At 65.2% G+C, this 22115-nt stretch carries 20 protein-coding genes; 7 read left to right on the top strand and 13 right to left on the bottom strand.

Annotated elements, in window-relative coordinates:
- Nucleotides 1-20 precede the first annotated feature (20 nt).
- Nucleotides 21-2186, bottom strand: a complete 2166-nt coding sequence (locus IB235_RS10170; protein ID WP_192336612.1) for a hypothetical protein — start codon at nucleotides 2184-2186, stop codon at nucleotides 21-23.
- A 574-nt stretch (nucleotides 2187-2760) separates the two neighbouring features.
- Between IB235_RS10170 and IB235_RS10175 the strand changes: the two genes are divergently transcribed.
- Nucleotides 2761-3447 (top strand): response regulator transcription factor, encoded by a 687-nt coding sequence (locus tag IB235_RS10175; RefSeq protein WP_192336613.1) that lies wholly within the window; start codon nucleotides 2761-2763, stop codon nucleotides 3445-3447.
- Nucleotides 3444-3980 (top strand): hypothetical protein, encoded by a 537-nt coding sequence (locus IB235_RS10180; RefSeq protein WP_343042959.1) that lies wholly within the window; start codon nucleotides 3444-3446, stop codon nucleotides 3978-3980. The genes IB235_RS10175 and IB235_RS10180 overlap by 4 nt, the downstream gene beginning before the upstream one ends.
- Here the strand turns inward: IB235_RS10180 and IB235_RS10185 are convergent.
- The 4 genes from IB235_RS10185 to dctP are packed head-to-tail and all read right to left on the bottom strand — an operon-like array spanning nucleotide 3965 to nucleotide 7281.
- Nucleotides 3965-4408: a type II 3-dehydroquinate dehydratase gene (locus IB235_RS10185; protein ID WP_192336614.1), complete on the bottom strand. Its 444-nt coding sequence runs from the start codon at nucleotides 4406-4408 to the stop codon at nucleotides 3965-3967. The genes IB235_RS10180 and IB235_RS10185 overlap by 16 nt on opposite strands.
- Nucleotides 4409-4424: 16 nt before the next feature.
- A complete protein-coding gene (locus tag IB235_RS10190; RefSeq protein WP_370576873.1) occupies nucleotides 4425-5720 on the bottom strand; it encodes a TRAP transporter large permease in 1296 nt (431 codons plus the stop codon).
- Nucleotides 5721-5722: 2 nt separating this feature from the next.
- Entirely contained in the window at nucleotides 5723-6235 is a 513-nt protein-coding gene (locus IB235_RS10195) for a TRAP transporter small permease (protein WP_192336615.1), read from the bottom strand.
- A 53-nt stretch (nucleotides 6236-6288) separates the two neighbouring features.
- Nucleotides 6289-7281, bottom strand: coding sequence for a TRAP transporter substrate-binding protein DctP (gene dctP / locus IB235_RS10200; protein ID WP_192336616.1), 993 nt, complete (start codon nucleotides 7279-7281; stop codon nucleotides 6289-6291).
- Nucleotides 7282-7479: 198 nt separating this feature from the next.
- Between dctP and IB235_RS10205 the strand changes: the two genes are divergently transcribed.
- Nucleotides 7480-8166 carry a GntR family transcriptional regulator gene (locus tag IB235_RS10205; protein WP_225612165.1) on the top strand — a complete coding sequence of 229 codons (687 nt, stop codon included), beginning with the start codon at nucleotides 7480-7482 and terminating at the stop codon, nucleotides 8164-8166.
- Between the two features lie 2 nt (nucleotides 8167-8168).
- Nucleotides 8169-8858 (top strand): GntR family transcriptional regulator, encoded by a 690-nt coding sequence (locus IB235_RS10210; RefSeq protein WP_155039366.1) that lies wholly within the window; start codon nucleotides 8169-8171, stop codon nucleotides 8856-8858.
- Here the strand turns inward: IB235_RS10210 and IB235_RS10215 are convergent.
- The gene (locus tag IB235_RS10215) at nucleotides 8848-10182 is read right to left on the bottom strand and encodes a nucleotide sugar dehydrogenase (RefSeq protein WP_192336617.1); all 1335 of its coding nucleotides are present in this window, start codon (nucleotides 10180-10182) and stop codon (nucleotides 8848-8850) included. The two genes, IB235_RS10210 and IB235_RS10215, sit on opposite strands and share 11 nt — an antisense overlap.
- Nucleotides 10183-10309: 127 nt before the next feature.
- On the opposite strand from IB235_RS10215, the gene IB235_RS10220 reads away from it, so the two are divergent.
- The 3 genes from IB235_RS10220 to IB235_RS10230 are packed head-to-tail and all read left to right on the top strand — an operon-like array spanning nucleotide 10310 to nucleotide 13073.
- A complete protein-coding gene (locus tag IB235_RS10220; protein ID WP_192336618.1) occupies nucleotides 10310-11260 on the top strand; it encodes a polysaccharide lyase in 951 nt (316 codons plus the stop codon).
- Complete coding sequence (locus tag IB235_RS10225; protein ID WP_192336619.1) at nucleotides 11257-12327, top strand: glycosyltransferase family 4 protein; 1071 nt, start codon at nucleotides 11257-11259, stop codon at nucleotides 12325-12327. The genes IB235_RS10220 and IB235_RS10225 overlap by 4 nt, the downstream gene beginning before the upstream one ends.
- Complete coding sequence (locus IB235_RS10230) at nucleotides 12324-13073, top strand: polysaccharide deacetylase family protein (protein WP_192336620.1); 750 nt, start codon at nucleotides 12324-12326, stop codon at nucleotides 13071-13073. Before IB235_RS10225 ends, IB235_RS10230 begins: the two co-directional genes overlap by 4 nt.
- Here IB235_RS10230 and IB235_RS10235 read toward each other — a convergent pair.
- The 7 genes from IB235_RS10235 to IB235_RS10265 all read right to left on the bottom strand — a co-directional run bounded on the left by IB235_RS10235 (nucleotide 13070) and on the right by IB235_RS10265 (nucleotide 22115).
- Nucleotides 13070-13510, bottom strand: coding sequence for a cyclic nucleotide-binding domain-containing protein (locus IB235_RS10235; RefSeq protein ID WP_192336621.1), 441 nt, complete (start codon nucleotides 13508-13510; stop codon nucleotides 13070-13072). The genes IB235_RS10230 and IB235_RS10235 overlap by 4 nt on opposite strands.
- 65 nt (nucleotides 13511-13575) lie before the next feature.
- Nucleotides 13576-16254 (bottom strand): ABC transporter ATP-binding protein, encoded by a 2679-nt coding sequence (locus IB235_RS10240; protein WP_192336622.1) that lies wholly within the window; start codon nucleotides 16252-16254, stop codon nucleotides 13576-13578.
- A gap of 36 nt (nucleotides 16255-16290) precedes the next feature.
- The gene (locus tag IB235_RS10245) at nucleotides 16291-17454 is read right to left on the bottom strand and encodes a glycosyltransferase family protein (protein WP_192336623.1); all 1164 of its coding nucleotides are present in this window, start codon (nucleotides 17452-17454) and stop codon (nucleotides 16291-16293) included.
- Complete coding sequence (locus tag IB235_RS10250) at nucleotides 17451-18746, bottom strand: glycosyltransferase family 4 protein (RefSeq protein ID WP_192336624.1); 1296 nt, start codon at nucleotides 18744-18746, stop codon at nucleotides 17451-17453. Before IB235_RS10250 ends, IB235_RS10245 begins: the two co-directional genes overlap by 4 nt.
- Nucleotides 18698-19918: a glycosyltransferase family protein gene (locus IB235_RS10255; RefSeq protein WP_192336625.1), complete on the bottom strand. Its 1221-nt coding sequence runs from the start codon at nucleotides 19916-19918 to the stop codon at nucleotides 18698-18700. Before IB235_RS10255 ends, IB235_RS10250 begins: the two co-directional genes overlap by 49 nt.
- 29 nt (nucleotides 19919-19947) lie before the next feature.
- A complete protein-coding gene (locus IB235_RS10260; RefSeq protein WP_155039376.1) occupies nucleotides 19948-21123 on the bottom strand; it encodes an ABC transporter permease in 1176 nt (391 codons plus the stop codon).
- On the bottom strand, nucleotides 21120-22115 hold the full coding sequence (locus IB235_RS10265) for an ABC transporter permease (RefSeq protein WP_155039377.1): 996 nt from the start codon (nucleotides 22113-22115) through the stop codon (nucleotides 21120-21122). Before IB235_RS10265 ends, IB235_RS10260 begins: the two co-directional genes overlap by 4 nt.

Genomic DNA, 22115 nt, shown 5'->3' on the forward strand with positions numbered 1-22115 from the left:
TTGTTTCAGATCTTGGCCGCTCAGGCGTCGTCGCCGACCACGCTGGAGTTCAGATCGCCACCGACGACAGTCATGTCGACCGAGTTGCCAAGGATATTGGCACCCATGACGATGCTTTGGTTGAACGCCGTCGTGTCCAGAACGCCATCTGCCGAGGCGGTCGAGGTCCCGGTGACATAACCGTCATCACCGTTGCCCGAACCCCAAGTGCCCGCATTGGCCGAACCGCCATTGCCGGTCGCGATGTCGCTGATGTCGCCACCATTGCCACTATCGGCATTGGCACCGTCACCGCCACGCGACCAGCCACCGGTAGCTGCGGCCCAACCGCCGTCGCCACCCAGGGCGCCGGCTGCGCCACCCGTGCCGTCGCCGGCTGCCGCGCCACCGAACCCGGCGCCATAGCCACCTGCGTCGCCACCAGCACCACCCGTCGAGTGGGCTGCACCAAGGCCAAGACCAGCCGCATCACCGGACGTCGCATCGCCGCCAGCGCTTGCCGCTGCTGCCAGCGCCGCGCCAAGGCCATAGCCATCGCCGCCGTCGCCGCCCGCACCGCCATTGCCGCTTTCGCCGCTGGCTCCGCCTGCGCCGCCAGCACCGCTATTGCCGCTGTCGCCGCCTGCGCCGCTATTGCCGCCATAGCCGCCTTCGCCGCCATAGCCACCTTCGCCGCCATAGCCGCCTGCGCCACCAGCACCGCCGTCGCCGCTGTCGCCACCGTCACCGGCATCGCCCGAGTCGCCAGCGTCGCCGCTGGTTCCACCCGAGGCCGCGCCGACCCCTAGGCCAAGCAGTGCGCCGATGCCGACGCCAATGCCGCCAAGGGCTGCCGAACTGCCGCCGTCGCCGGTGTCGCCACCGTCGCCTGCGCTGCCGGTGTCGCCGCCGTCGCCGCCATAGCCGCCTTCGCCGCCATAGCCGCCTTCGCCGCCGTCACCGCCATAGCCGCCTTCGCCGGTGTCACCACCGTCGCCGGTATCGCCGCTATCGCCGCCATCGCCTGCATCGCCGGTATCACCGCTGCTGCCACCGGCAGCACCAGCACCGCCAACACCCGCGCCCAGACCCAGCGCACCCGCACCGGCTGCGCTGTCGCCGCCGTTTGCATCGCCGCTTTGACCCGCGCCAAGTCCGACGCCAAGCGCTGCGGAGTCGCCGCCCGAGGCATCACCGCCCTGACCGGCACCAATGCCCAGACCAAGGGCCGAACCGCCGACGCCGATACCGCCAAGTGCAGCAGCACCTCCGCCCGCAGCGCCTGTGGCCGAGCCGCCATAGGACGTCGAGCCACCGCCCGCCGCATCGGCATAGCCTTCGCCGCCGACCGCGAGCACATGGCCGCCGTCGCCGCCGGTGCCGCCGGCATCAATGCCGTCGCCCGAATCCGCGTCGCCGCCATTGGCGTTGCCATTCTGGTTGAACTCGGAATTGTTGGTGACGTCCGGGTCGGTCAGGCTGTCTTCGTCATTGATCTCGCCGACCTGATTGTTGACGGTGCCGACACCGTCGCCGATGGTGATGTTGTCAAGCCGCACGTCATGCGTGCCGACATTCACCTCGCCGTCGCGGTTGACCAGCACATCGCCCATCGTGCCATAGGCATTGTCGATATCGACAAAGTCATTGTCCGAAGGTGCCCAGCCATCCAGATCCAGCGACACGTCCACCGTGGTCGTCACATTGGTTTCGACATCGGTGTAGTTGTTGGCTTCGTTCGTCGCGCTGTTGCTGGACGAATTGCTGTTCGAAGCGCTGTTGCTGGCCGCGTTCGCCGCTGAATTGGCGGCATCGTTCGAGGATTCGTTGCTGGCCGAATTATCGGCCCCGTTCGTTGCGCCGTTTTCCGCGCTGTTATGCGCGCCATTCGCGGCGCCGTTCAGGGCAAGGTTGCCTGCCCCGTTCAGCGCAAGGTTGCCTGCGCCGTTATGGGATTCCGAGTTGCTCTCGTTGCTGTTCGAGTTCTCGTTCCCATTGGTGTTTTCATTGCTTTGGGACTGTTCCTGGCCTTGTCCCTGACCTTGTCCCTGGCCCTGACCCTGCCCTTGCAGGTTCAGCTGGCCCTGGCCCTGGCCTTGACCCTGGCCTTGTCCCTGACCTTGCCCTTGACCCTGCCCTTGGTCCTGATCCTGACTTTGACTGTCGAAGGGCCAGGCGAACAGGTTCGTACTACGGCTGTCAGCCATCGTGCTCACTCCCTACGGGTGGGCGGGTACGGTCGATGCATTCGCAGACACGTCATCCCGTCCGGGTTGGTGGTGAAGTGACAGCAAACCGAGTCCGACCGCTGAGCCCTTGCTCACCGTCTGACGGCGCGACCGTCCGCGTTTTGCTGAGGTTACAAGTCGCCGCCCCTCCACCTCGAGCGACTTCCGATGCGGTCACGGTAACGATGCCCGTGCCAACATCAGCGAAAATACGCCGGTCGCACGGTAGCTTCATAGCCGCTCGAAGGGGCTAGGCCCGGCCCTGCCCGATGGGCCATATCCGCGCCCGGTGGCTATAGCCATTCGCCCGATGGGCCACCCTATCCCATGCGGAAGGCTTAATATTTTCGGCTATAAATCCTGCGGCTATAGGGATGTATGGAACGGCTACTGTCTTTTCGGTCTAGATTCTGTCCAAGCCTTTGGCGAGCCTGCCTAGTTATGCTACATTTCTAGGGCCGAAACCCGCTATCATCTTCTGCGACGCAGCAAAATCCTTGACACGACCTCGGCAGGGATAGCGCCGCACAAGCGACCAGAACGGAGCGCGATGATGATTCCCTATCGTAACGAATCGCCGGCACTCGCCCTTGAGGTTCCTCCTCCTGCGGTCGAGATGGTTTTTGTCGGTAATCACTGCAATTTTTCGGGCTGCCTCATCACCACCACGATTCAGGAACTGGGTGGAATCACCTCGGCGGCCCTGACCACGTTTCCCGAGTTTCAACGTTTCGTAAGCAGCACCGGCGCAGCGCCGGAAGTCCTGCTGCTGGATGAGCCATTGATGCGCGGCCTGACCGATGCCGAACGCGACTGGGTGCTGGATCTGCCCGGCCTGAAGCTGGGCATAGCCTATAGCACGATGGAATTCGCATTGGCCTGCCATGCCGACCCGGCGCTGCGGCAGCGCTCGGCCAGCATATTCCCGCTGAACGTGCGGCTGGATGTGTGGCTGTCCATCGTCAAGCTGATCGTCCATGGCGGCAGCTATGTCTGTCCCGAAGTCATCGCCGCCCGCCCGACCGAGGATCGGGCCGAACCTGCGGGCATCTCGGGGTTGACGCAAAGGCAGCTGGACGTGCTGCAACAGGTCGCCGATGGCCATTCCAACAAGCGCATCGCCGAAAATCTGGGCCTGTCGATCCACACGGTCAAACTGCATCTGCATAATGGCAGCCTCCGGCTGGGCGCGCGCAACCGGACCGAGGCCGCGATGCGCTATCGAGAGATGCATCCGTGACCACACCCTTGCCCGAAACCGACGACATCCCCGGCCCGATCCCGGTCGGAGAGGCCGGGCTGGACGCGATCCTGCTGCGGGTCGGGCGGCTGAACTATGCCTGGAGCAATACCGAAAGCCTGCTGGTCCATCTGATCGCCGGGCTTTCGGGCATGGCCAAGGATGCGGCGGTGGTGGTGTTCCTGTCGCTCAGCTCGACCCGCGCCCGGATCGAGCTGGTCGAGAGGCTGGCCAAGCTGCGGCTGTCATCAGGCCATGAGCGTCACGAGCTTCTGGACCTGATGGCGCGGTTCGGTCGGCTGTCGGCGGTGCGCAACCGCTACAATCACAGCCTGTGGTCGTTTCAGGATGACGGCTCGATTGCCACCATCCTGATGCGGATCGCCGACCGGCGCGACCGTATCCGCATGGGCCAGCGCCAGCCCCTGACCGCCGAGGAAATGGCCCGGCTGGATCAGGATCTGGACGACCTGTCCGAACTGAACCGCGCGATCTGGCGGTTCCTGCAGGACAATGGCTACCCGATCGCCTGATCGGACAGCATCTCGGACATGGAACGCACGGCGGTCGGATAGCCACGCGGGCCCAGACCCGCAATGACCGCCGTGACCACGCCCGACATCAGCGATTTGTGATAGATCGCCTCGCGCCGGTGGATGTTCGAGATATGCAGCTCGATCACCGGGCCGGGGAACATCTTCAGCGCGTCCATCACCGGGACCGAGGTAAAGGTCAGCCCCGCCGGGTTGATGATAATGCCGCGCGCGCCGCTATCGATGGCCTCATGGACCCAGTCGATCAGCTGGTGTTCGGCATTGGTCTGGCGAAAGACCACCTCGATGTCGCCCGCAGCGGCGCGCGACCATGCCTCGACCTCGGCCAGGGTGGTGTGGCCGTAGATCTCGGGCTCGCGCTTGCCCAGACGGTTCAGGTTCGGGCCGTTCAGGATATGAATGCTCATGTCGCGTTCTCGGGGTTCAGCCGCCATAACCGGCAAGGCGCGGCAGCCACAGGGTCAGGCTGGGGAAAAAGGTGATCAGCCCAAGGCACAGCACCATCCAGCCAAGGAAGGGCAGGCAGTCGCGGATGATCAGCCGCATCGGCGAGCCCGAGATGTTGGTGACGATGAACAGCAGCAAGCCGTAAGGCGGTGTCACCAGCCCCAGCATGATGTTGACGACGACCACCACCCCGAAATGCACCAGATCGATCCCCAGCGCTTGCGCCGTCGGGATGAAGACCGGGATGATGATCAGCAGGATCGCCGTCCCTTCCAGCACGCAGCCCAGCAGCAGCAGGATCACGTTCACCAGAATCAGGAACTGGATCGGGGTCAGTTCCCATCCGGTCATGATCTGGCGCAGGGTCTCGGGGATGTTCTCGATGGTGACGACATAGTTGAAGACCATGGCGCCACCGATCATCATCCCGATCGAGGCCGAGGTCTTGGCCGACAGACGCAGCGCGGCATAGCCCTCGCGCCAGCTGAGGCTGCGATAGACGACGGTCGACACCAGCACCGCATAGGCGGCGGCCAGCGCGGCGGCCTCGGTCGGCGTGGTGATCCCGCTATAGATGCAGCCCAGCAGGATCACCGGCATCAGCAGCGTCGGAAAGGCCGACATGGTGATGCGCGGCACCTCGCGCAGCGGCACGCGTTCCTCGACCGGGAAATTGTTGCGCCGGGCGTCGATATAGACCTGCACCATCTGCATCGCGGTCATCAGCAGGCCCGGAACCACACCGGCAAGGAACAGGTAGCCGATGGATGCATCCGAGACCAAGGCATAGACCACCATCGGGATCGAGGGCGGCAGGATCGGCCCGATCACCGCCGTCACCGCCGTCAGCGCGGCGGCATAAGAGGGCGTGTAGCGGTTTTCCCGCGTCATCATGTTCTGCATCATCCGCCCCGAGCCCGCGGCATCGGCCACGGCGGAACCGGACATGCCGGCAAAGATCAGGCTTTGCACGACGTTGATCTGCGCCAGCCCACCCCGGAAATGCCCGACCAGCACATTGCAGAAGCGCAGCAGGCGTTCGGTCATGGACCCCGAGTTCATGATCTCGGCGGCAAAGATGAACAGCGGCACGGCCAGGATGATGTAATTCGAATACATCCCGTTCAGGAATTGCTCGGCCACCGTGCCCATGTCCATGCCGGTCATGAACAGATAGCCGACCGAGCCGACCATCATCGCCAGACCGATGGGCAGACCCAGCAGCGCCAAGGCGGTGATGGCAAAGATGGTAATCGAAAAGGGACTGGTCAGGTTCATAGGCCGGAACTCGGTTTCAGGGGATCGGGGGTCTCGGGTCCGGGGCCATAGATGGCGCGGAAGCCGATCCAGATATGGCGCAGGATCATGGCCACGGCGAAGATCACATAGATCGAATAGAGCCAGTCGAACCGGATGCGCAGATAGGCGGATTTCTCGACCTTCATGAAGGTCACGTAATCCCATGTCGCGGGCAGGGCGACGACAAAGGCGATGACGGTGGCGATGGACGATGCCACCACCATGCCCCGCCGCGTGCGCTCACTCACGCCGCGATAGAACAGGTCGAACCGCATCTCCTCATCATCGCTGATGACGAAGGCGGCGCCGAACAGCACCAGCCAGATCCACAGCATGACACTGACCTCATGCGTCCAGCCGATGGGCCAGTTCAGCAGGTAGCGCGACACGATCTGCAGCAGAAAGACCAGAAACATCGCGGCTAGCATCGCGACCAGCACGTTTTCGGCCCGGCGGGACAGCCAGCCATAAAGCCTTGCAAGGGCCATGGATCACCTTTGGGAAAAGCGGCCCGCGCGGTCAGGCGCGGGCCTTGTCGAAATCAAAGCGCCGAGATGCGGTCCACAAGACCTTCGGGCCAGTCCTTGGCCAGTGCCGATTCCAGATAGGCTTTCTGGACATGGGCGCGGAAGGCCTCAACATCGGGCTTGTAGACCTGCAAGCCGCGCTCGGCGAAGGATTTGGCCAGTTCTTCCTCGCGCTTGACATGTTCGGCGGTGGAAAACGCGATAGCCTCGTCGGCGGCTTTCTGGACGGTGGCCTTCTGTTCGTCCGACAGCCCCTCCCAGACCTTGCCGGACAGGGTCAGCAGGTCAAAGGCGACCAGATGCGAGGTCATGACGATCTGCTTCATCACCTCGAAGAACTTCATGTTCTCGACGTTGGGCAGCGGGTTGTCCTGACCGTCGATCGCACCGGTCTGAAGCCCGGTATAGACCTCGGCATAGGCCATCGGCGTCGGGTTCGCGCCAAGCGCCTGACCCAGAAACTGCCACGCCTCGCCGCCCGGCATGCGCAGCTTGATCCCGGCCATGTCGGCGGGAGTGGTGATTTTCTTGTCGTTGTTCAGGCCGACCTGACGCGTGCCATAGAAGGTCGGGCCAAGGATCTTGATGCCCAGCTGGTCTTCGGCCAGCTTCTTCATCTCGGCGCCCACATCGGACGCAAAGAACTTGGTCAGATGCGCGGAATCGCGGAACAGATAGCCCGAGGTCAGCGCCGACCATGCCGGAACCTGATTGGACACGTCCTGCGGCGCGATGTTCGAAAGCTCAAGGTTGCCGCGCTGCAAGGCGACCAGTTCGGTCCCCTGCTTGAACAGCGTGCCGCCGTAGAAGCCTTCATAGGCAAAGCCCGGCCCGATGCCCTCGACGAATTTCTTCATCATCTGGGCGCGGATGTCCTGTTCAGAAAAGACGGCCGAGAAGCGCAGCTTCACCGGGTCCTGCGCATGGGCAATCCGGGCCAGCATGGGTGCGGCCAGCGTGGCGGCGCCCAGAACGGCGAAACCGCGCCGCGTCAATGTGTTGGTCATGTTTTCCCTCCCTGTGGGCAGCGGCGCAACCTCCCCTTCGCGCCGCCGCAAGGGCAGCATGGCATCGGAGCTTTCACCGATCAACAAAGAATTCATCGATCATATGATGAAATTTGTTTTCTAATATGATGTGGCTTGTTTCGGGGATCTTGCGCTTCGTCATCTCCTGCGCTGAAATGGCGGCAAGGGAGGACCAGAATGGATGCGGCGATGCAAATCACCGGCTCGCCGGGCGATGCGACCCATCAGCGGCTGCGCGACGACATCATCTTTGGCAGGCTGCCGCCGGGGCAGAAGCTGCGGCTGGAACGGCTGCGCGACGATTATGCCGTCAGCGTCACCACCCTGCGCGAGGTGCTGGGCCGTCTGGTCGCAGAAGGGCTGATCCTGTTCGAGGCGCAGAAGGGCTTTGAGGTCGCGCCGATCTCGGTCAGCGACCTGCGCGAGATATCCGACATGCGCGCCCTGCTGGAATGCCACGCCATCGGCCCGTCCTTCGCCGCCGGCGATCTGGAGTGGGAGGCGGGCGTCGTCGCCGCCCATCACAAGCTGGCCCGGATGGAGACGCGGATGCTGGCGGGTGATCGCAGCATCACCGCGACATGGAAACGCTATGACCGCGAATTCCATCTGGCGCTGATCGCGGCCTGCGGCTCAGCCGAGCTGCTGGCGGTGCATCAGCGCATCTTCGACCGCTTCCAGCGTTATCAGGTGTTGCTGGTGATGTTCCGCGGTGAGGGGGCGACCCGCGAACATGACGCCCTGCGCGAGGCCGCGCTGACCCGCGACACCGAAACCGCGCGCAGCATCCTGCGCCGCCATATCGGGGCCTGCATCGACTATACCGTCGCGCATGGCCTGATCCCCACAGCCGAGGCGCCATGACCATGACCGGACCCCAGACCGTCGGCCCGCAGACCGTCGGGGCAGGCATCTATCAGCGGCTGCGGCAGGACATCATCATGGGCCGGTTGCGCCCCGGCCAGCGCCTGCGTCTGGACCAGATGAAGCTGGACTACCCCGCCGGGGCCAGCACGCTGCGCGAGGCGCTGTCGCGGCTGGCCGCCGACGGCTTCGTTCTGGCCGAGGGGCAGCGCGGCTTTCAGGTCGCCCCGGTGTCCCCCGACGGCCTGCGCGAGATCGCCGACCTGCGCCTGCTGATCGAGGAAGCCGCCCTGCGCCTGTCATTCGCCAATGGCACGCTGGATTGGGAGGTCGCGGTCATCGCCGCCCATCACCGTCTGGATGCGCATGAAGAGCAACTGGAGGACGGCGTGACCGACCAGATCGCCGAATGGCGGTTGGCCGACTGGCGCTTTCATCAGGCGTTGATCTCGGCCTGCGGCTCGGCGGTGATGATGCAGACCCATGCCGAGGTCTTCGACAAATATCTGCGCTATCAGATGGTGGCGCTGGCCTTTCGCCCCGCCGCCTCGCGCCCGGAACATCAGGCGCTGAAGGATGCGGCGATCGCGCGTGACGCCGATGCCGCCGTGGCTTTGCTGCGCCACCACCTGTCGGCGGGCGTGGCGCAGGCGCTGGCCTTGGCCGGGTCTTGGGCCGAGGTCACGCCTTGACGATATGCGGGGCACTGAAGCCCGCCCGCGCCATGACATTGCGGGTATCGATGATCAGCGCCGCGCCCGCGACCAGTGGGTAATCCACCCCGTCATGGTCGGTGGCGATCAGCACCACATCGACCCCCGCCAGCAGTTCTGCCGTCAGCGCCGCGGATGCACGGCCCTTGAAGGCCCCGTATTCGCGCGTCGCCGGAATCTCAGGGATATGCGGGTCGTGATAGATCACCTTCGCCCCGCGTTCTTCCAGCAGCTCCATCAGCTTCAGCGAGGGGCTTTCGCGCAGGTCCGGCACGTTCTTCTTATAGGCCATGCCAAGGATCAGCACGCGCGAGCGGCTTAAAGCCTTGCCCAACTGCCGATCCAGCGCCTCGGCCAGACGGCCGACCACATGGCGCGGCATGGCGGCGTTGATTTCCCCCGCCAGTTCGATGAAGCGCGTCGGCAATTCGTATTCGCGGGATTTCCACGTCAGGTAAAACGGGTCGATCGGGATGCAATGCCCGCCCAGACCCGGCCCCGGATAGAAGGGCATGTAGCCAAAGGGCTTGGTCTTGGCCGCCTCGATCACCTCCCAGATGTCGATGCCCATGGCGTCGTAGACCACCTTCAATTCATTGACCAAGGCGATGTTGACGGCGCGAAAGATGTTTTCGGTGATCTTCACCGCCTCGGCGGTGGCATTGGTCGAGACGGGAACCACCCGCGCCACCGCAGGCGCGTAAAAGGCCGCGACCAGCGCCTGCGCAACCGCGCCGTCGCCGGAAACCACCTTGGGGATGGCGGCGGTGGCATAGGCGCGATTGCCGGGGTCCTCGCGCTCGGGCGAGAAGCCAAGAAAGAAGTCCCGCCCCGATTTCAGCCCCGATTCCTCAAGGATCGGGCGCAGCACGGTGTCGGTGGTGCCCGGCCATGTCGTCGATTCCAGCACGATCAGCTGGCCGGGGCGCAGGCTGCGGGCAATGTCGCGGGTGGTCGCCTCGACAAAGCGCAGGTCGGGTTCGCGATGCGCGGTCAGCGGTGTCGGCACGCAAATCGCGATCACGTCGCATTCCGACAGGCGGGTCAGGTCGCAGGTCGCCTCGAACTTCTGGGCCTTCAGGGCTGCCGACAGGGTGTCGGGCGTCACCGCCTCGATATAGCTGTCGCCGCGATGGAGCGCCTGAATCTTGGGCGGGTCGATGTCGAAGCCCAGCACTGGGTAGCCACCCGCAACCAGCGTCATCGCCAGGGGCAAGCCGACATAGCCCAGCCCGATGACCCCCGCTTTCGCCTGTTTTGCGGTGATCCGGGTCATCAGGTCGGCGGCAATTACATCGGACATGGCAAGATCCTTGACTGATTTGCCAGACGGTTGAGAATTGCCCCGATACTGTCAAGCATGCGCTGCAATTTCCCACGTCAAATCAAGCGGAACCAAGCGGGTTCTGCGCAAAGCCCAGCGAGGACCGATGCGATCATCCTGCCTGTGCCTGACCCTGGCCCTGCTTTTGACCCCCGCCACGCTGCTGGCCGACAGCGCGGTGCTGGAGGACGGCTTCGAGGGCACGGATTTCGCCCCCGAAGGCGGGCTGTATTACCGCGAGAATTTCGAACAATCCGCCGGCAGCGTCCGCTTTCAGTCCCGCATTACCCGCAGCGGACAGGGCGCGCTGGAGCTTTCGGTCAAGCCGCTTTGCGCCCCGGATGCCGAGGGTTGCAGCGAAAGGGCCGAGATCTGGGAACGCACCGCCCTGCGCGTGCCCTATGACCGTGGTGTCTGGTATGCGTTTTCCCTGCGCTTTGCCAAGCCGGTGCCCGATGACGACCACCGCTATGTCATGGCCCAGTGGAAACGCGAGATCGGCCCCGATGCGGTCGGCGATTTCAGCCCCTTCCTTGCCCTGCGCATGCGTTCTGGCGTGAATTTCGCCACCGCCGAGACGAATTTCGTCGCCCCCCCCGACGATGCCCCCCGCCCCGAAAACGGGCTGTGCCCCGAAGGCTGGACCCCGGTCTGGCTGCGGCCCGAAACCCGGCAGATGCGGATGCTGATCGCGCGCGATGCGAACTGGACGCCCGAGGTCACGTCGGAATTCGACCATTGCACCGATCAGCTGCGGGTCAGCGGACCGGGCATCCTGCCGGGGGCCGAGGCCGAATGGCACGATTACGCCTTTTACACCCGCCCCGGCCCGGATGGCGACGGGCTGATGTATCTGGTCGCGGATGGGGCGCGGGTCGCCAAGGTCGAAGGCCGCATTGGCCATGACGATACCGGGCTGGGCGCGAACCAGTATTTCAAGTTCGGCCCCTACCGCGATGCGGGCGACGGGGAATGGACGCTGTATTACGACAATTTCCGCCGCGCCCCCGATTGCGAGGACGCTCTGGATGCCGGGTTGTGCGGCCTGATCAATTGAGAATAGCCTTTTACGCGCCGCTGAAACCGCCCGATCATCCGACCCCGTCGGGCGACCGGCAGGTGGCGCGATTGCTGATCGCGGCGCTGACGCGGGCCGGGCATCAGGTGCAGGTCGCGTCAAAACTGCGCGCCTATCTGCCCGATCCCGGCGACGGCGCGGCGCTGTCCCGGATGATGTCCGAGGCCGAGGCCGAACGCGACCGGATCGCGACGCTTTGGCAGGGTCAGGGCGCGCCGGACCTGTGGTTCTGCTACCACCCCTATTGCAAATCCCCCGACCTGATCGGCCCAGAACTGGCCCGCCGCTTTGCCCTGCCGTGGTTCAGCGCCGAAGCCTCGTTGTCCTCGCGCCGCAATGTCGGCATCTGGGCGATGACGCAGGCGGCAGTGGCCGATGCGGTGGCGGGGGCTGCGCAGAATTTCGCCATGACCCGGCGCGACCAACAGGGCTTGCTGACATGGCTGCCCAAGGCGCGGGTGACGGCGCTGCCACCTTTTCTGGACCTTGACGCCCTGCCCCCTGCCGCGGCGTTGAATGGCAACCGGATCGTCACCGTCGCGATGATGCGGTCCGGCGACAAGATGGACAGCTACCGCGCCCTTGCCGCGACGCTGGCCCGGCTGGAGCATCTGGACTGGCGGCTGGCGATCGCCGGTGACGGGCCGCTGCGTGAGCAGGTCAGGTCGCTGTTCCCGGCAGGCCGCGTCGACTGGCTGGGCCAGCTTTCGCCCCCCGAGGTCGCGGCGCATCTGGCCCAAGGGTGCCTTTACCTGTGGCCCGGCTGCGGCGAGGCTTACGGGATGACCTATCTTGAGGCCGGGGCGGCGGGCCTGCCGGTGGTGGCATGGGCCACGGCTGGCGTCCCCGAGGTGGTGACGGACGGCGAAACCGGGCTGCTCGCCCCCGAGGGCGACACGGCGGCACTGGCCGCGCATGTCGCGCGGTTGCTGGCCGATCCGGCGCTGCGGCAACGGTTGGGACAGGCGGCGCGGGCGCGGGTGCTGGCGCGGCATGGGCTGGACGGGGCGGCGGCGATATTGGACCGCGCAATGAGGCAGGCATGAGCAAGGCAAGAACCATGGCCGCGCAGGCCTTGGCGCTGCGGGCGGATCAGGGGCAACCGCTGGCGCTGTGGTGGCGCGATGACGATGCGGTGCAGCCCTCGGAGCCACTGGACCGGCTGTTGCAGATGACCGCAGAAGCGGGTGCGGACCTGACTTTGGCGGTCATTCCTGCGCCATGGGACGGGCCGCGAACCGGCAGGACGCTGGCCGATCATCTTGGAGGCCACCCCCATGTCCGCGTCGCCGTGCATGGCTGGTCGCATCAGAACCACGCAGTCCCCGGCGCGAAAAGTCAGGAGCTTGCCCCCAACCGCCCCTTGCCGCAGATGCGCGACCAGTTGCGCGACGGGCTGGCCTTGCTGCAGGATTTGCACGGCCCGCGCGCTCTGCCGCTGCTGGTGCCGCCATGGAACCGGATCGCCCCCGATCTGCTGCCGCATCTGGCGGAGGACGGATTTGCCGCGCTGTCGACCTTTGGCCTTGAAACTCCGGTGCCGGGGCTGGCGATCGTCAACACCCAGCTTGACGTGATCGACTGGCATGGCGGACGCAGCCTGCGCGATCCTGATGCGCTATGGCGTGATCTGGCCCAGCTGGCCGGATCGGGGCGCGCTCATGTCGGGCTGCTCACGCATCATCTGGTCCATGACGCGGCGATCTGGGATTTTCTGGAGGATGTCATCGCGCTGGCCGCACAGAATGGCGGCCAATGGCGCAGCGTCGCGGATCTGGTGGAAAAGCCTTAGCTGGTGCTGGGATGCGGCTTGCTGTCGGCCAGCTGTGCCCCCAGCGAACGGATGACGCCTTCGCTGCTTTTGCGGCACGAGGTCATCAGCTGCATGAAACAGCTGCTGTTGATGCACAGCACCTCAACGGGCGTCAGCGCCGTCACCGTGGCCCGGCGCGGCAGGTCGTTCAGCATCGAGGACTGGCCGACAATCGCCACGCCTTCCTCGGAGCCGGTGCGGATTTCATGACTGTCGTCGGACAGTTCATGAACATCGACCTTACCCGACAGGATGACATAGGCGCCCGAGCTGGGCTCGCTTTGGTGGAACAGCACCTCACCCGGCTCGAAGCTTTCGCGCGACGAGGCAAAGCACAGCACTTTCAACCGGCATGGATCGACACCGGCAAACAGCGGAAGCTTCCGCAACAGGGCGACTTCATCCTCGAGCAGCATCATGGCCTCATTCAACGTGGATGCCCTTCGATATTGCACCGTTCGTACCATTCCGGCAACGGGGCTCATTCTCCGGCTTTAAGTTCGGTGGCGACCTGTTGCACAAGACGCCCTTTCGCGAACTCTGCCGTCTTACTGAAATGGTGGGCGAAGGCCGGATTTGCAAGCACCCAGACCACCCCGGCGGGCTGCGGCTGGGCCGCCAGAAAGCCCAGAATGTTTCCGATGATGCGTTCCTGAAACGCCGGGTCGATCCCGCCCAGAGGTTCGTTGAAGACATAGAAATCGGACCGGCGCAGCAATGTCCGGGCCAGTGCCAGCCTTTGACGCTGCAGCAGGCTTAACCTGCGCCCGCCCGCGCCCACGTCATAACCCAGCCCCAGCGACAGCACGTCGTCGCTGAAGGCGCGGTTGCCCTTCATCGTCTCGCGCAGCACGCCGCGCACGGTGTCGATGATCCGGTCCTCGGCCCGACCCACGCGGCGGTTGATCTTGCCAAACAGCACGTTCTGCAGGATCGAGGCGCGCTGCATATAGGCGTCGGGATCATAGGGTTGCAGGTGGTCGCGCAGATCCTCGGGCATGCGCTCGGCCAGCACCTTGCGGCCCTTGACCAGCAGCGCGCGCAGGTCGTCGTCCAGCAAGCTGAAACGGTATTTCGGCTCGATATAGAACATGGCCAGCCGGATCAGCCGGATGCGCTGCTCCAGCGTCGCCTTGCCGATGCCGCCGGGCTGGTAATGGGTCAGGATATGCTCGAATTCGGGCATTTCCTCGGGGGTCATGTAGGTCAGCCATTGCAGCAGGTCGGGATTGTCGGCCAGCCCGCCGAACAGGTCCAGCGTCACCCGCGCGAAACGCCAGCCCAGATCGAACAGCCGATGCGCAAGGCCCAGCTCCATCAGCACATCACGGAAGAACGGATGGGTGACGATCGCGTTGATCGAGGCATCGCGGTCGGTCGGAATTCCGAAAAGCAGGTTTTCCGAAATCGTCGCCTCGGCATTGTAGCCGTCGGGATCAAAGGGCAGAATTGCCCCGGTCAGGTTCTGCGCCGCCAGCCTTTCGCGCAGCTTGCGGCGCATTTCAAGCACCGGCTGTTCGATCTGCGGCACCAGCGTCGAATTGACCGGCGCATGGACGGCAAAGCTGATGACATCGCTGGACAGGCCCACCACCTCAAGGACCTCATGGATCGCGCCCAGCAGGTCGCCATCCTCGCGGCCGGGCTGGATGGCGTTGTAATCGATCCAGTCGGTATCCTTGTCCAGCAGCGGGTTCCCGGCCAGACGGGCCTCGTGCCAGCGCCATTCCCGGTCGGCGCGCAGTTCGGGCGGCTCATCCTCGGGCGGGTCGCCGGGGCGGCGGCGCAGGGCATAGGTCACGTTTTCCAGAACCGTCCCGCCCAGCAGATGGATCGCCGGACCGGCATAGCCGATGGCGCGGCCGGTGACGCGCTCCGGCAGCTGCGCCAGATCGCGCCCGCCCAGCGTCACCCGCCCCATCGAGGGCGGCATCACCCCGGCCAGCACATCCCCGACCAGCGGCGCCCCGCCCGAGGCATCGCCGATCACCGCCAGCGTCTCGCCGGGGGCAACCTCAAGCGAGACATCCTCAAGCAGCGGCGTGCCCAGATCATTGCGCAGGGACAGGCGATGCAGCGCCAGCGGGCCCAAGACGTCGGGCGGGACCTCGGCATCAAGATCGTGGCGGGCGGGATCAAGCAGCCCTTCGGCCTCGAACTGCTCAATGACCTGTTCGTATTTCACCTGCATGTCCTGCCGCGCCAGATCCCAGTCGATCAGCTCTTTCAGCGGTCCCGGCAATTCCTTGTAGGCGTTGATCACGGCTATCAGCTGGCCCACATCCAGCGTGCCCTTGATCGTCAGGTAGCCGCCGATGGAATAGAACAGAAAGGGCGTCATCTGCGCGATGAAGTTGTTGAGGAACTTCACCAGGAATTTCCACTGGTAGATGTCGTAGCGGATGCGAAATATCCGACCCAGACGGGCGACGATATCGGCCCTTTCCCAGTTTGTCGTGTCATTGCTGTGGATGGTCTGGATGCCATCGACGATTTCGGCCACGCGGCCGGCCAGTTCGCGGGCGGTGATCTGGCGCTGGCGGCCCAGCACGATCAGCCGCCGCCGCATGCGCGGGATGATCGCGACCTGCACCGCCGCCATGGCTGCCGCGACCATACCCAGCCAGAAATGCTGCATGAAGATGAAGAACATCGCCGTCAGCGCCTGCCCGCCCAGCAGCGCGGGTTGGGTAAAGGCATCGGCGGCGAAACCGCCCAGAGGCTCGATTTCGTCCTTGACCAGACTGGCGATCTCGCCCGACTTGGCCTGCCGGAAGCGCTGGGGCGGGAAGCGCAGCACGCGGTCGACCAGCTCATAGCGGGTGCGGCGCAGCAGGCGTTCGCCAAGGCGGCCTTTCTGGACGTTGATGTAGAACTTGAACAGCCCGTTGACGATGACCAGCGCCAGAAAGGTCAGGCTGAGTGCCAGCAGCAGTTGCAGCCGTTCTAGCTGGATGCCTTCGGTCAGGGTGACATGGCCGAAATAGGGCAGATCGAAGCCGATCTGCATGAAGGGCTGGGTGTCGCCGGGATTGGCGAAGCCCTGCCCCTGGATGGGGCGGTTCACGATCTGCTTGGGCAGATCGAAGGCCATGTAGAACGGGATCATCGAAACCGCGATGACGAGCACGATGAAGATCTGCTCGCGCCGTGTATGCATCCAGATATATCTGAAGATGTTTGGTTCCATCGGCGGTCAGCTCACTTCCGTCAGGCGGTGATCGGCCAGATGATACAGGATGTCGGCAGTCCGCCCCGCCCCGTCAAGGTCAAGCCCCTGACGACTTGGCACAGGCGCGGCCAGCGCCTGCCTGATCGCGGCGGCCAGCGACGGGCCGTCCAGCGCGGATTCCGGCAGAATATCGGCCCAGCCCTTGGCGGCAAGGCGGGTGGCGCGGGTGGTCTGTTCGGTCTCGCCCCCGGTGGCGAAGGGGATCAGGATGGCGCGGCAACCGGCCTGCAGCACGTCGCAGACGGTGTTATAGCCCGCCTGCGACACCGACAGCCGCGACGCCGCCAGCAGCGCCGCGAAATCCGGGCGGAAGGTTTCGACCAGAAGCCGCCCTTGCGGCAGGGCATTGAGCCCCGCCTCAAGGGCCTGCCGCGGCCCCGCGGGCAGGTTCGGTCCGGTGATCAGGCAAAGGCGCAGGCCCGGCAGTTCCGCCGCGGCGGCAAGCGCGGCAGTGGCCAGCCCCTCGCCCACCGCGCCGCCGCCCGCCGACAGCACCACGTCGAAGCCCTGCGCGGCGGGGCGGGGTGCAGGTGGCGCGACCAGTCCGGTATGGACCACCCGATCCGCAATCCGGTCGACCAGCGGAAAGGTATCGCCCAGCCGCGCGAAGGCCGGATCGCCATGGACCAGCACGCGGTCGTAATGGGCCAACACCAGATCCACGGTTTCGGCATCGCGGCCGGGCTTGGTCTTTTCCTGCAGGATGTCGCGCAGCGAGCAGCACAGGATCGGTTTGGGCCGCATTACCGCGATGACCTCAAGCAGCGGCAACAATTCGAAGCGCATCTGTCGGCGGCCAAAGGGAAAGGCCTCGGTGATGACGATATCGGGGGCAGCGCGGTGCAGGGTGGCCAGCAGCAGGTCGCGGCGGCGGTCCAGAAGTTCCGGCGTCGCGGGGTCGCCATGGGCATCGGCAAGGCCCGAGAACCCCTCGCCCGCGGTTTGCAGGGCGGGCAGCGCGATATGGTCCAGACCGGGCGGCGGGAAACCCGTCACCGGCAGACCGCCCGTCACCAGCGTCACCCTTGCCCCCCGCGCGACCAGCGCCTGCGCGATGCGGCTGGCGCGGGCCAGATGGCCGATCCCCAGCAAATGCTGGACATAGAACAGGATGCGCGGCGCGGTCATGGCTGGTCCCTCCAGCTTTGGCGGAACAGTCGCGTCAGGTCCGAAATGCTGGCGGCAAAGTCGAACTCCTCGCGCGCCAGCCGCATCGCGCCTTCGCCCAGACGGTCGCGCAGGGCGGGATCGGTGATGGCACGCTGCAGCGCCACGGCCAGCGCCTGCGGGTCGTCGGGGGGGACCAGCAGACCGGTCTGGCCCTCGCGCAGGAATTCGGGAATGCCCGAAAGCGTGGTCGCGATGCAACAAAGGCGCTGGCTGGCGGCCTCGACAATGACATTGGGCAACCCGTCGCGGTCGCCATCGGGGGTGATGCGGCTGGCCAGCACGAACAGGTCGGCCCGGCGATAGGCGTCCAGCACCTGCCGCTGGTCCAGCGCGCCGCGCCAGTCGATGCGCGCGGCAATGTCCAGCCGCGCCGCCTGCGCCCGCAGACGCGGCAATTCCCCACCGCCGCCAACATGGGTCAGGTGCCAGTTCAGGTTTTTCGGCAGCAAGGCCAGCGCGTCCAGCAACCCGCCGAAGCCCTTTTTCGGGACAGCGCGACCGATGGTCAGCAGGCGCACCGGATCGTCGGGGCTTCTGCCATCGCGGGGCGGGCGCATCAGGTCGGGGGTGGGAAAGCGCGCGTGGTCCAAGCCGTGATAGGACAGATGCACCGCTGCGCCGGGTGCAAGCCCCGCCAGATGGTCGCGCCCGGTTGCGGTGCAGGTGACGGTCCAGTCGGCATCGCGCATCTTCTCGGCCAGCTCCCAATCGGGCGAGGTCCAGATGTCCTTGGCATGGGCCGAGACGGTAAAGCTTTGCCCGAGGATCGCCGCGCCGTAGCGCGTGACCGAGGCCGGGGTATGGGCGAAATGCGCGTGCAGCCAGACCGGCCCTTGCGGCATTTCCGCGGCCATGACCAACGCCTGCCCGAAACGGCGGACCCGGTTCGGGGTCGGATCGCGCAGCAGATCGCGCAGGAACAATCCCCCGGCCCGCCAGAAGCCGCGCCGGGGCAGGCAGGCACCCAGCCCGCGCAGCACCCGCATCGGTTCCTGATACAGGTATTCGGGCAGGTAGCTGACCTTGGCGCGGATCTCGTCATGGACGGGATGGCGGCTTGTGTCGGTCGGATGGCGCAGGGACACGATCCGCAGCCGCAGCCCTGCACGCTCTAGCCCCAGCAATTCCTGGGCGATGAAGGTCTCGGACAGGCGCGGATAGCCTTTGACGACCACGACCAGCAGGGGATCTTGTGCGACGCTCAGGATTGCACCGCGCGCAAGGCAGGCTGGCGCGGCGCCATCAGCCATTCACCGACATCGCGGGCGATCTGGGCCTGACCGTCCAGCGCCATGAACCCGGCCTTGGCCGCCGCCCGCGACTTGGACGGGCGGGGCGCATCGGGCAGCGCCCGCAGCGCCGCGGCAAAGGCGGCGGGATCGACAGTGTCCTCGGCGGGCATCATCCGCACCAGACCAAGCTCGGCGGCGCGCTCGGCCCGGATTGCCTGTTCCAGCCGGGGCTGGGTGCGCGGCACGATCAGCGCCGGGCGGTCAAAGCTGAGGATCTCACAGAAGGTATTATAGCCGCCCATGCCGACCACGCCCGAGGCCCCGGCGACCAGCTCCTCAAGCCGGTTGTCGAATTCGATCGTCTCGACATTGGGCAGGGTCTCGGCCTCGGCCAGCAGTTCGGCGCGCTCACGGGCGGGCAGATAGGGGCCCAGCACGGCCAGCGTCCGCCCGATGCCGGGATCGTGGCGATGCGCGGCAAAGACCGCGCGGAACAGGTCGGCCCCGTCGCCGCCGCCCCCGGTCGTGACCAGCAGATAGCCATCCGCAGGACGATGCGCGGGCGTACCCATCTTGGGGATCGCGCGGCGCAGAAAGCCGGTATAGCGCACGCGCGCGGTGACGGCCTCGGGGACGGGCAGCCCGGCCAGAGGGTCGTGGAAGCCCTCGGGGCCATAGACCCAGATGCGGTCGTAATAGGTCTCGATCTTGCGCAGCACGTCCTTGCGCGCCCATTCCGGGCCCAGCAATTCCGGCGCGTCCATGACGTCGCGAAGACCAAGGACCAGATGCGTGCCCTGCGATTTCAGGAAGGCCAGCGTTTCCTCGATCTCGCCATGCAGACCCATCGGCTCCTTGTCGGTGATGAAGATGTCGGGATGAAAGCTTTGCGCGGTCTGACGGATGATGGCGCGGCGCATTTCCAGCGTGTCCTCAAGCGAGGTGTGCTGTGCCATCGACTGGTATTCGCCGTTGCGCAGCTTGATCACGCTGGGGATTTTCACGAAATCGACGCGGACCCGGTAATCGAAGGCCCCGGCGATGGTGGTGCCGGAAATGATCATCACTGACAGCCCGCGATAGGCCGCGACCAGCGCATGCGCGATCTCGCGGCAGCGGCGCAGATGGCCCAGCCCGAACGTGTCGTGGCTGTACATCAGGATCCGCGCGTCTTCCAGTCTGGGGGTCATGGACGATCCTTTTGGCAAATCTTGATCGGTCATCTATAGGGGTCGGCCGCGTCACGCAGCCCGTCTCCAAGAAAGTTGAACGCAAGGATCACCAGCACCACCGGCACCATCGGCCATAGCAGCCACGGATACAGCGCGACGATATTGATGCCGCGCGCCTCGGTCAGAAGGATGCCCCAGCTGGTGACCGGGGGGCGCAGGCCAAGACCAAGGAAGGTCAGCGCGGTTTCGCCCAGAATCATGCCGGGGACAGACAGGCTGGCACTGGCGATCAGATGCGACATGACACCGGGGATCAGGTGACGCGAGATGATTCGAGGGCTGCGCGCACCCATGAGTTCCGCAGCCAGAACATAGTCCTCTTCGCGCAACGCGAAAAGCTTGGATCGCACGGCGCGGGCCTGCCCGGTCCAGTCCAGCATGCCCAGAATCAACGTGATGCCCAGATAGACCAGAAGCGGGCTCCAGCTAAGGGGGATGATCGCGGCCAGCGTCATCCATAACGGGATCGAGGGGATCGACTGGATCACCTCGACCATGCGCTGCATCCCGTGGTCGAACCAGCCGCCGCGATAACCGGCAATGCCGCCGATGACGATGCCCAGCGTGAAGCTGACCAGCGTGCCCAGCAGCCCGATGGTCAATGAGATCCGCGCCCCGTGCAGAATGCGCGAGAACACGTCCCGCCCCAGCCGGTCGGTGCCCAGCAGATTGAAGCGTCCGCCTTCGGCCGGGCAGACCAGATGCCGGTCGGCAGGGATCAGCTTCCAGAACAGGTAGGGTTCGCCCCGGCAGAAGAAGCGCAGTTTCTGCGGATCGGTCGGGTCGTCGGTATAGACCCGGCGCAGCTCGGCCATGTCCAGCCGCATGGTCTGACCATAGACGAAGGGGCCGATGAACTGCCCGTCATGGAACAGATGCACCCGCTGCGGCGGCGCGTGGATGAAATCCAGATTACGGGTGTCCAGCCGGTAGGGGGCCAGAAACTCGGTGATCAGCAGCGATCCATACATCAGCAGCAGGAAGATCCCCGAGATCAGCGCCACCCGGTGACGGCGGAACTTGATCCAGATCAGCCGCAGCTGGCTGGCATTGCCCAGCCCGAAGGCCGGGCCAGCCGGTTCGCGCGACGGGTCGAACGGCGCATCCGACACGTAATGCGGCAGGGCGGCGCCGGGCGGCGGCAGGGGGTTCGGCTCGCTCATCCCCGCCTCCCCGTCAGACGGATGCGCGGGTCAAGCAGGCTGAGCGCCACGTCCGAGACCAGCACCCCCACCACCGTCAGCGCCGCAAGGAACATCAGGAACGATCCGGCCAGATACATGTCCTGGCTTTGCAGCGCGCGGATCAGCATCGGGCCGGTGGTCTCCAGGGACAGGATGATCGCCGTGACCTCGGCCCCCGAAATGATCGCGGGCAAGATCGAGCCGATGTCGGCGACAAAGAAGTTCAGCGCCACCCGCAGCGGATATTTCAGCACCACGCGGGCGGGCGACAGGCCCTTGGCGCGGGCGGTGGTGACATATTGCTTGCCCAACTCGTCCAGCAGGTTGGCGCGTAGCCGCCGCGCCATGCCCGCCGTGCCCGCGGTGCCGATGATCAGCACCGGTATCCAGATATGGCTGAGGACCGAATGGAACTTGGCCCAGCTCATCGGTTGGTCCAGATATTCCAGATCCATGATATGGCCGATCGAGACCCCGAACCAGATATTGGCGAAATACATCAGGATGATCGCCAGCATGAAATGCGGCACGGCAATGCCCATCAGCCCCAGCAGCGTCAGCCCGTAATCGCCCCAGCTATATTGATGCGTGGCCGAATACAGCCCGATCGGAAAGGCCAGAAGCCAGGTGAAGGCGATGGTCACCACGCTCAGCACCACGGTCAGCCACAGCCGGTCGCCCACCACCTCGTTGACGGGCATGCGATATTCGAAGCTGTAGCCGAAATCGCCATGCAGCATGCCGGTGACCCAGTGCCAGTAGCGCACCGGCGCGGGCGCGTCGAAATGGTAGCGCGCCTTCAGCGCCTCGATTTCCTGCAGATCGGTCGGCTCGCCCAGCATCTTCAGTTCCTGGACGTAGCTTTCGAAGTAATCCCCCGGCGGCAATTCGATGATGGCGAAGACCAGCACCGAGATCACGAACAGCGTCGGGATCATGATCAGCAGGCGGCGGAACAGGTAACGCAGCAT

The sequence above is a fragment of the Paracoccus sp. PAR01 genome, assembly GCF_014851995.1.
Lineage (GTDB): Bacteria > Pseudomonadota > Alphaproteobacteria > Rhodobacterales > Rhodobacteraceae > Paracoccus > Paracoccus litorisediminis.

What these genes read in the sequence shown, in the direction of transcription:
- IB235_RS10170 (WP_192336612.1), bottom strand. Translation starts at nt 2,186, where the DNA reads ATGGCTGACAGCCGTAGTACGAACCTGTTCGCCTGGCCCTTCGACAGT.
- IB235_RS10240 (WP_192336622.1), bottom strand. Translation starts at nt 16,254, where the DNA reads ATGCATACACGGCGCGAGCAGATCTTCATCGTGCTCGTCATCGCGGTT.
- IB235_RS10185 (WP_192336614.1), bottom strand. Translation starts at nt 4,408, where the DNA reads ATGAGCATTCATATCCTGAACGGCCCGAACCTGAACCGTCTGGGCAAG.
- IB235_RS10205 (WP_225612165.1), top strand. Translation starts at nt 7,480, where the DNA reads ATGGATGCGGCGATGCAAATCACCGGCTCGCCGGGCGATGCGACCCAT.
- IB235_RS10255 (WP_192336625.1), bottom strand. Translation starts at nt 19,918, where the DNA reads ATGACCCCCAGACTGGAAGACGCGCGGATCCTGATGTACAGCCACGAC.
- IB235_RS10245 (WP_192336623.1), bottom strand. Translation starts at nt 17,454, where the DNA reads ATGACCGCGCCGCGCATCCTGTTCTATGTCCAGCATTTGCTGGGGATC.
- IB235_RS10235 (WP_192336621.1), bottom strand. Translation starts at nt 13,510, where the DNA reads ATGCTGCTCGAGGATGAAGTCGCCCTGTTGCGGAAGCTTCCGCTGTTT.
- IB235_RS10250 (WP_192336624.1), bottom strand. Translation starts at nt 18,746, where the DNA reads ATGGCTGATGGCGCCGCGCCAGCCTGCCTTGCGCGCGGTGCAATCCTG.
- IB235_RS10265 (WP_155039377.1), bottom strand. Translation starts at nt 22,115, where the DNA reads ATGCTGCGTTACCTGTTCCGCCGCCTGCTGATCATGATCCCGACGCTG.
- IB235_RS10210 (WP_155039366.1), top strand. Translation starts at nt 8,169, where the DNA reads ATGACCGGACCCCAGACCGTCGGCCCGCAGACCGTCGGGGCAGGCATC.
- IB235_RS10230 (WP_192336620.1), top strand. Translation starts at nt 12,324, where the DNA reads ATGAGCAAGGCAAGAACCATGGCCGCGCAGGCCTTGGCGCTGCGGGCG.
- IB235_RS10215 (WP_192336617.1), bottom strand. Translation starts at nt 10,182, where the DNA reads ATGTCCGATGTAATTGCCGCCGACCTGATGACCCGGATCACCGCAAAA.
- IB235_RS10175 (WP_192336613.1), top strand. Translation starts at nt 2,761, where the DNA reads ATGATTCCCTATCGTAACGAATCGCCGGCACTCGCCCTTGAGGTTCCT.
- IB235_RS10260 (WP_155039376.1), bottom strand. Translation starts at nt 21,123, where the DNA reads ATGAGCGAGCCGAACCCCCTGCCGCCGCCCGGCGCCGCCCTGCCGCAT.
- IB235_RS10220 (WP_192336618.1), top strand. Translation starts at nt 10,310, where the DNA reads ATGCGATCATCCTGCCTGTGCCTGACCCTGGCCCTGCTTTTGACCCCC.
- dctP (WP_192336616.1), bottom strand. Translation starts at nt 7,281, where the DNA reads ATGACCAACACATTGACGCGGCGCGGTTTCGCCGTTCTGGGCGCCGCC.
- IB235_RS10195 (WP_192336615.1), bottom strand. Translation starts at nt 6,235, where the DNA reads ATGGCCCTTGCAAGGCTTTATGGCTGGCTGTCCCGCCGGGCCGAAAAC.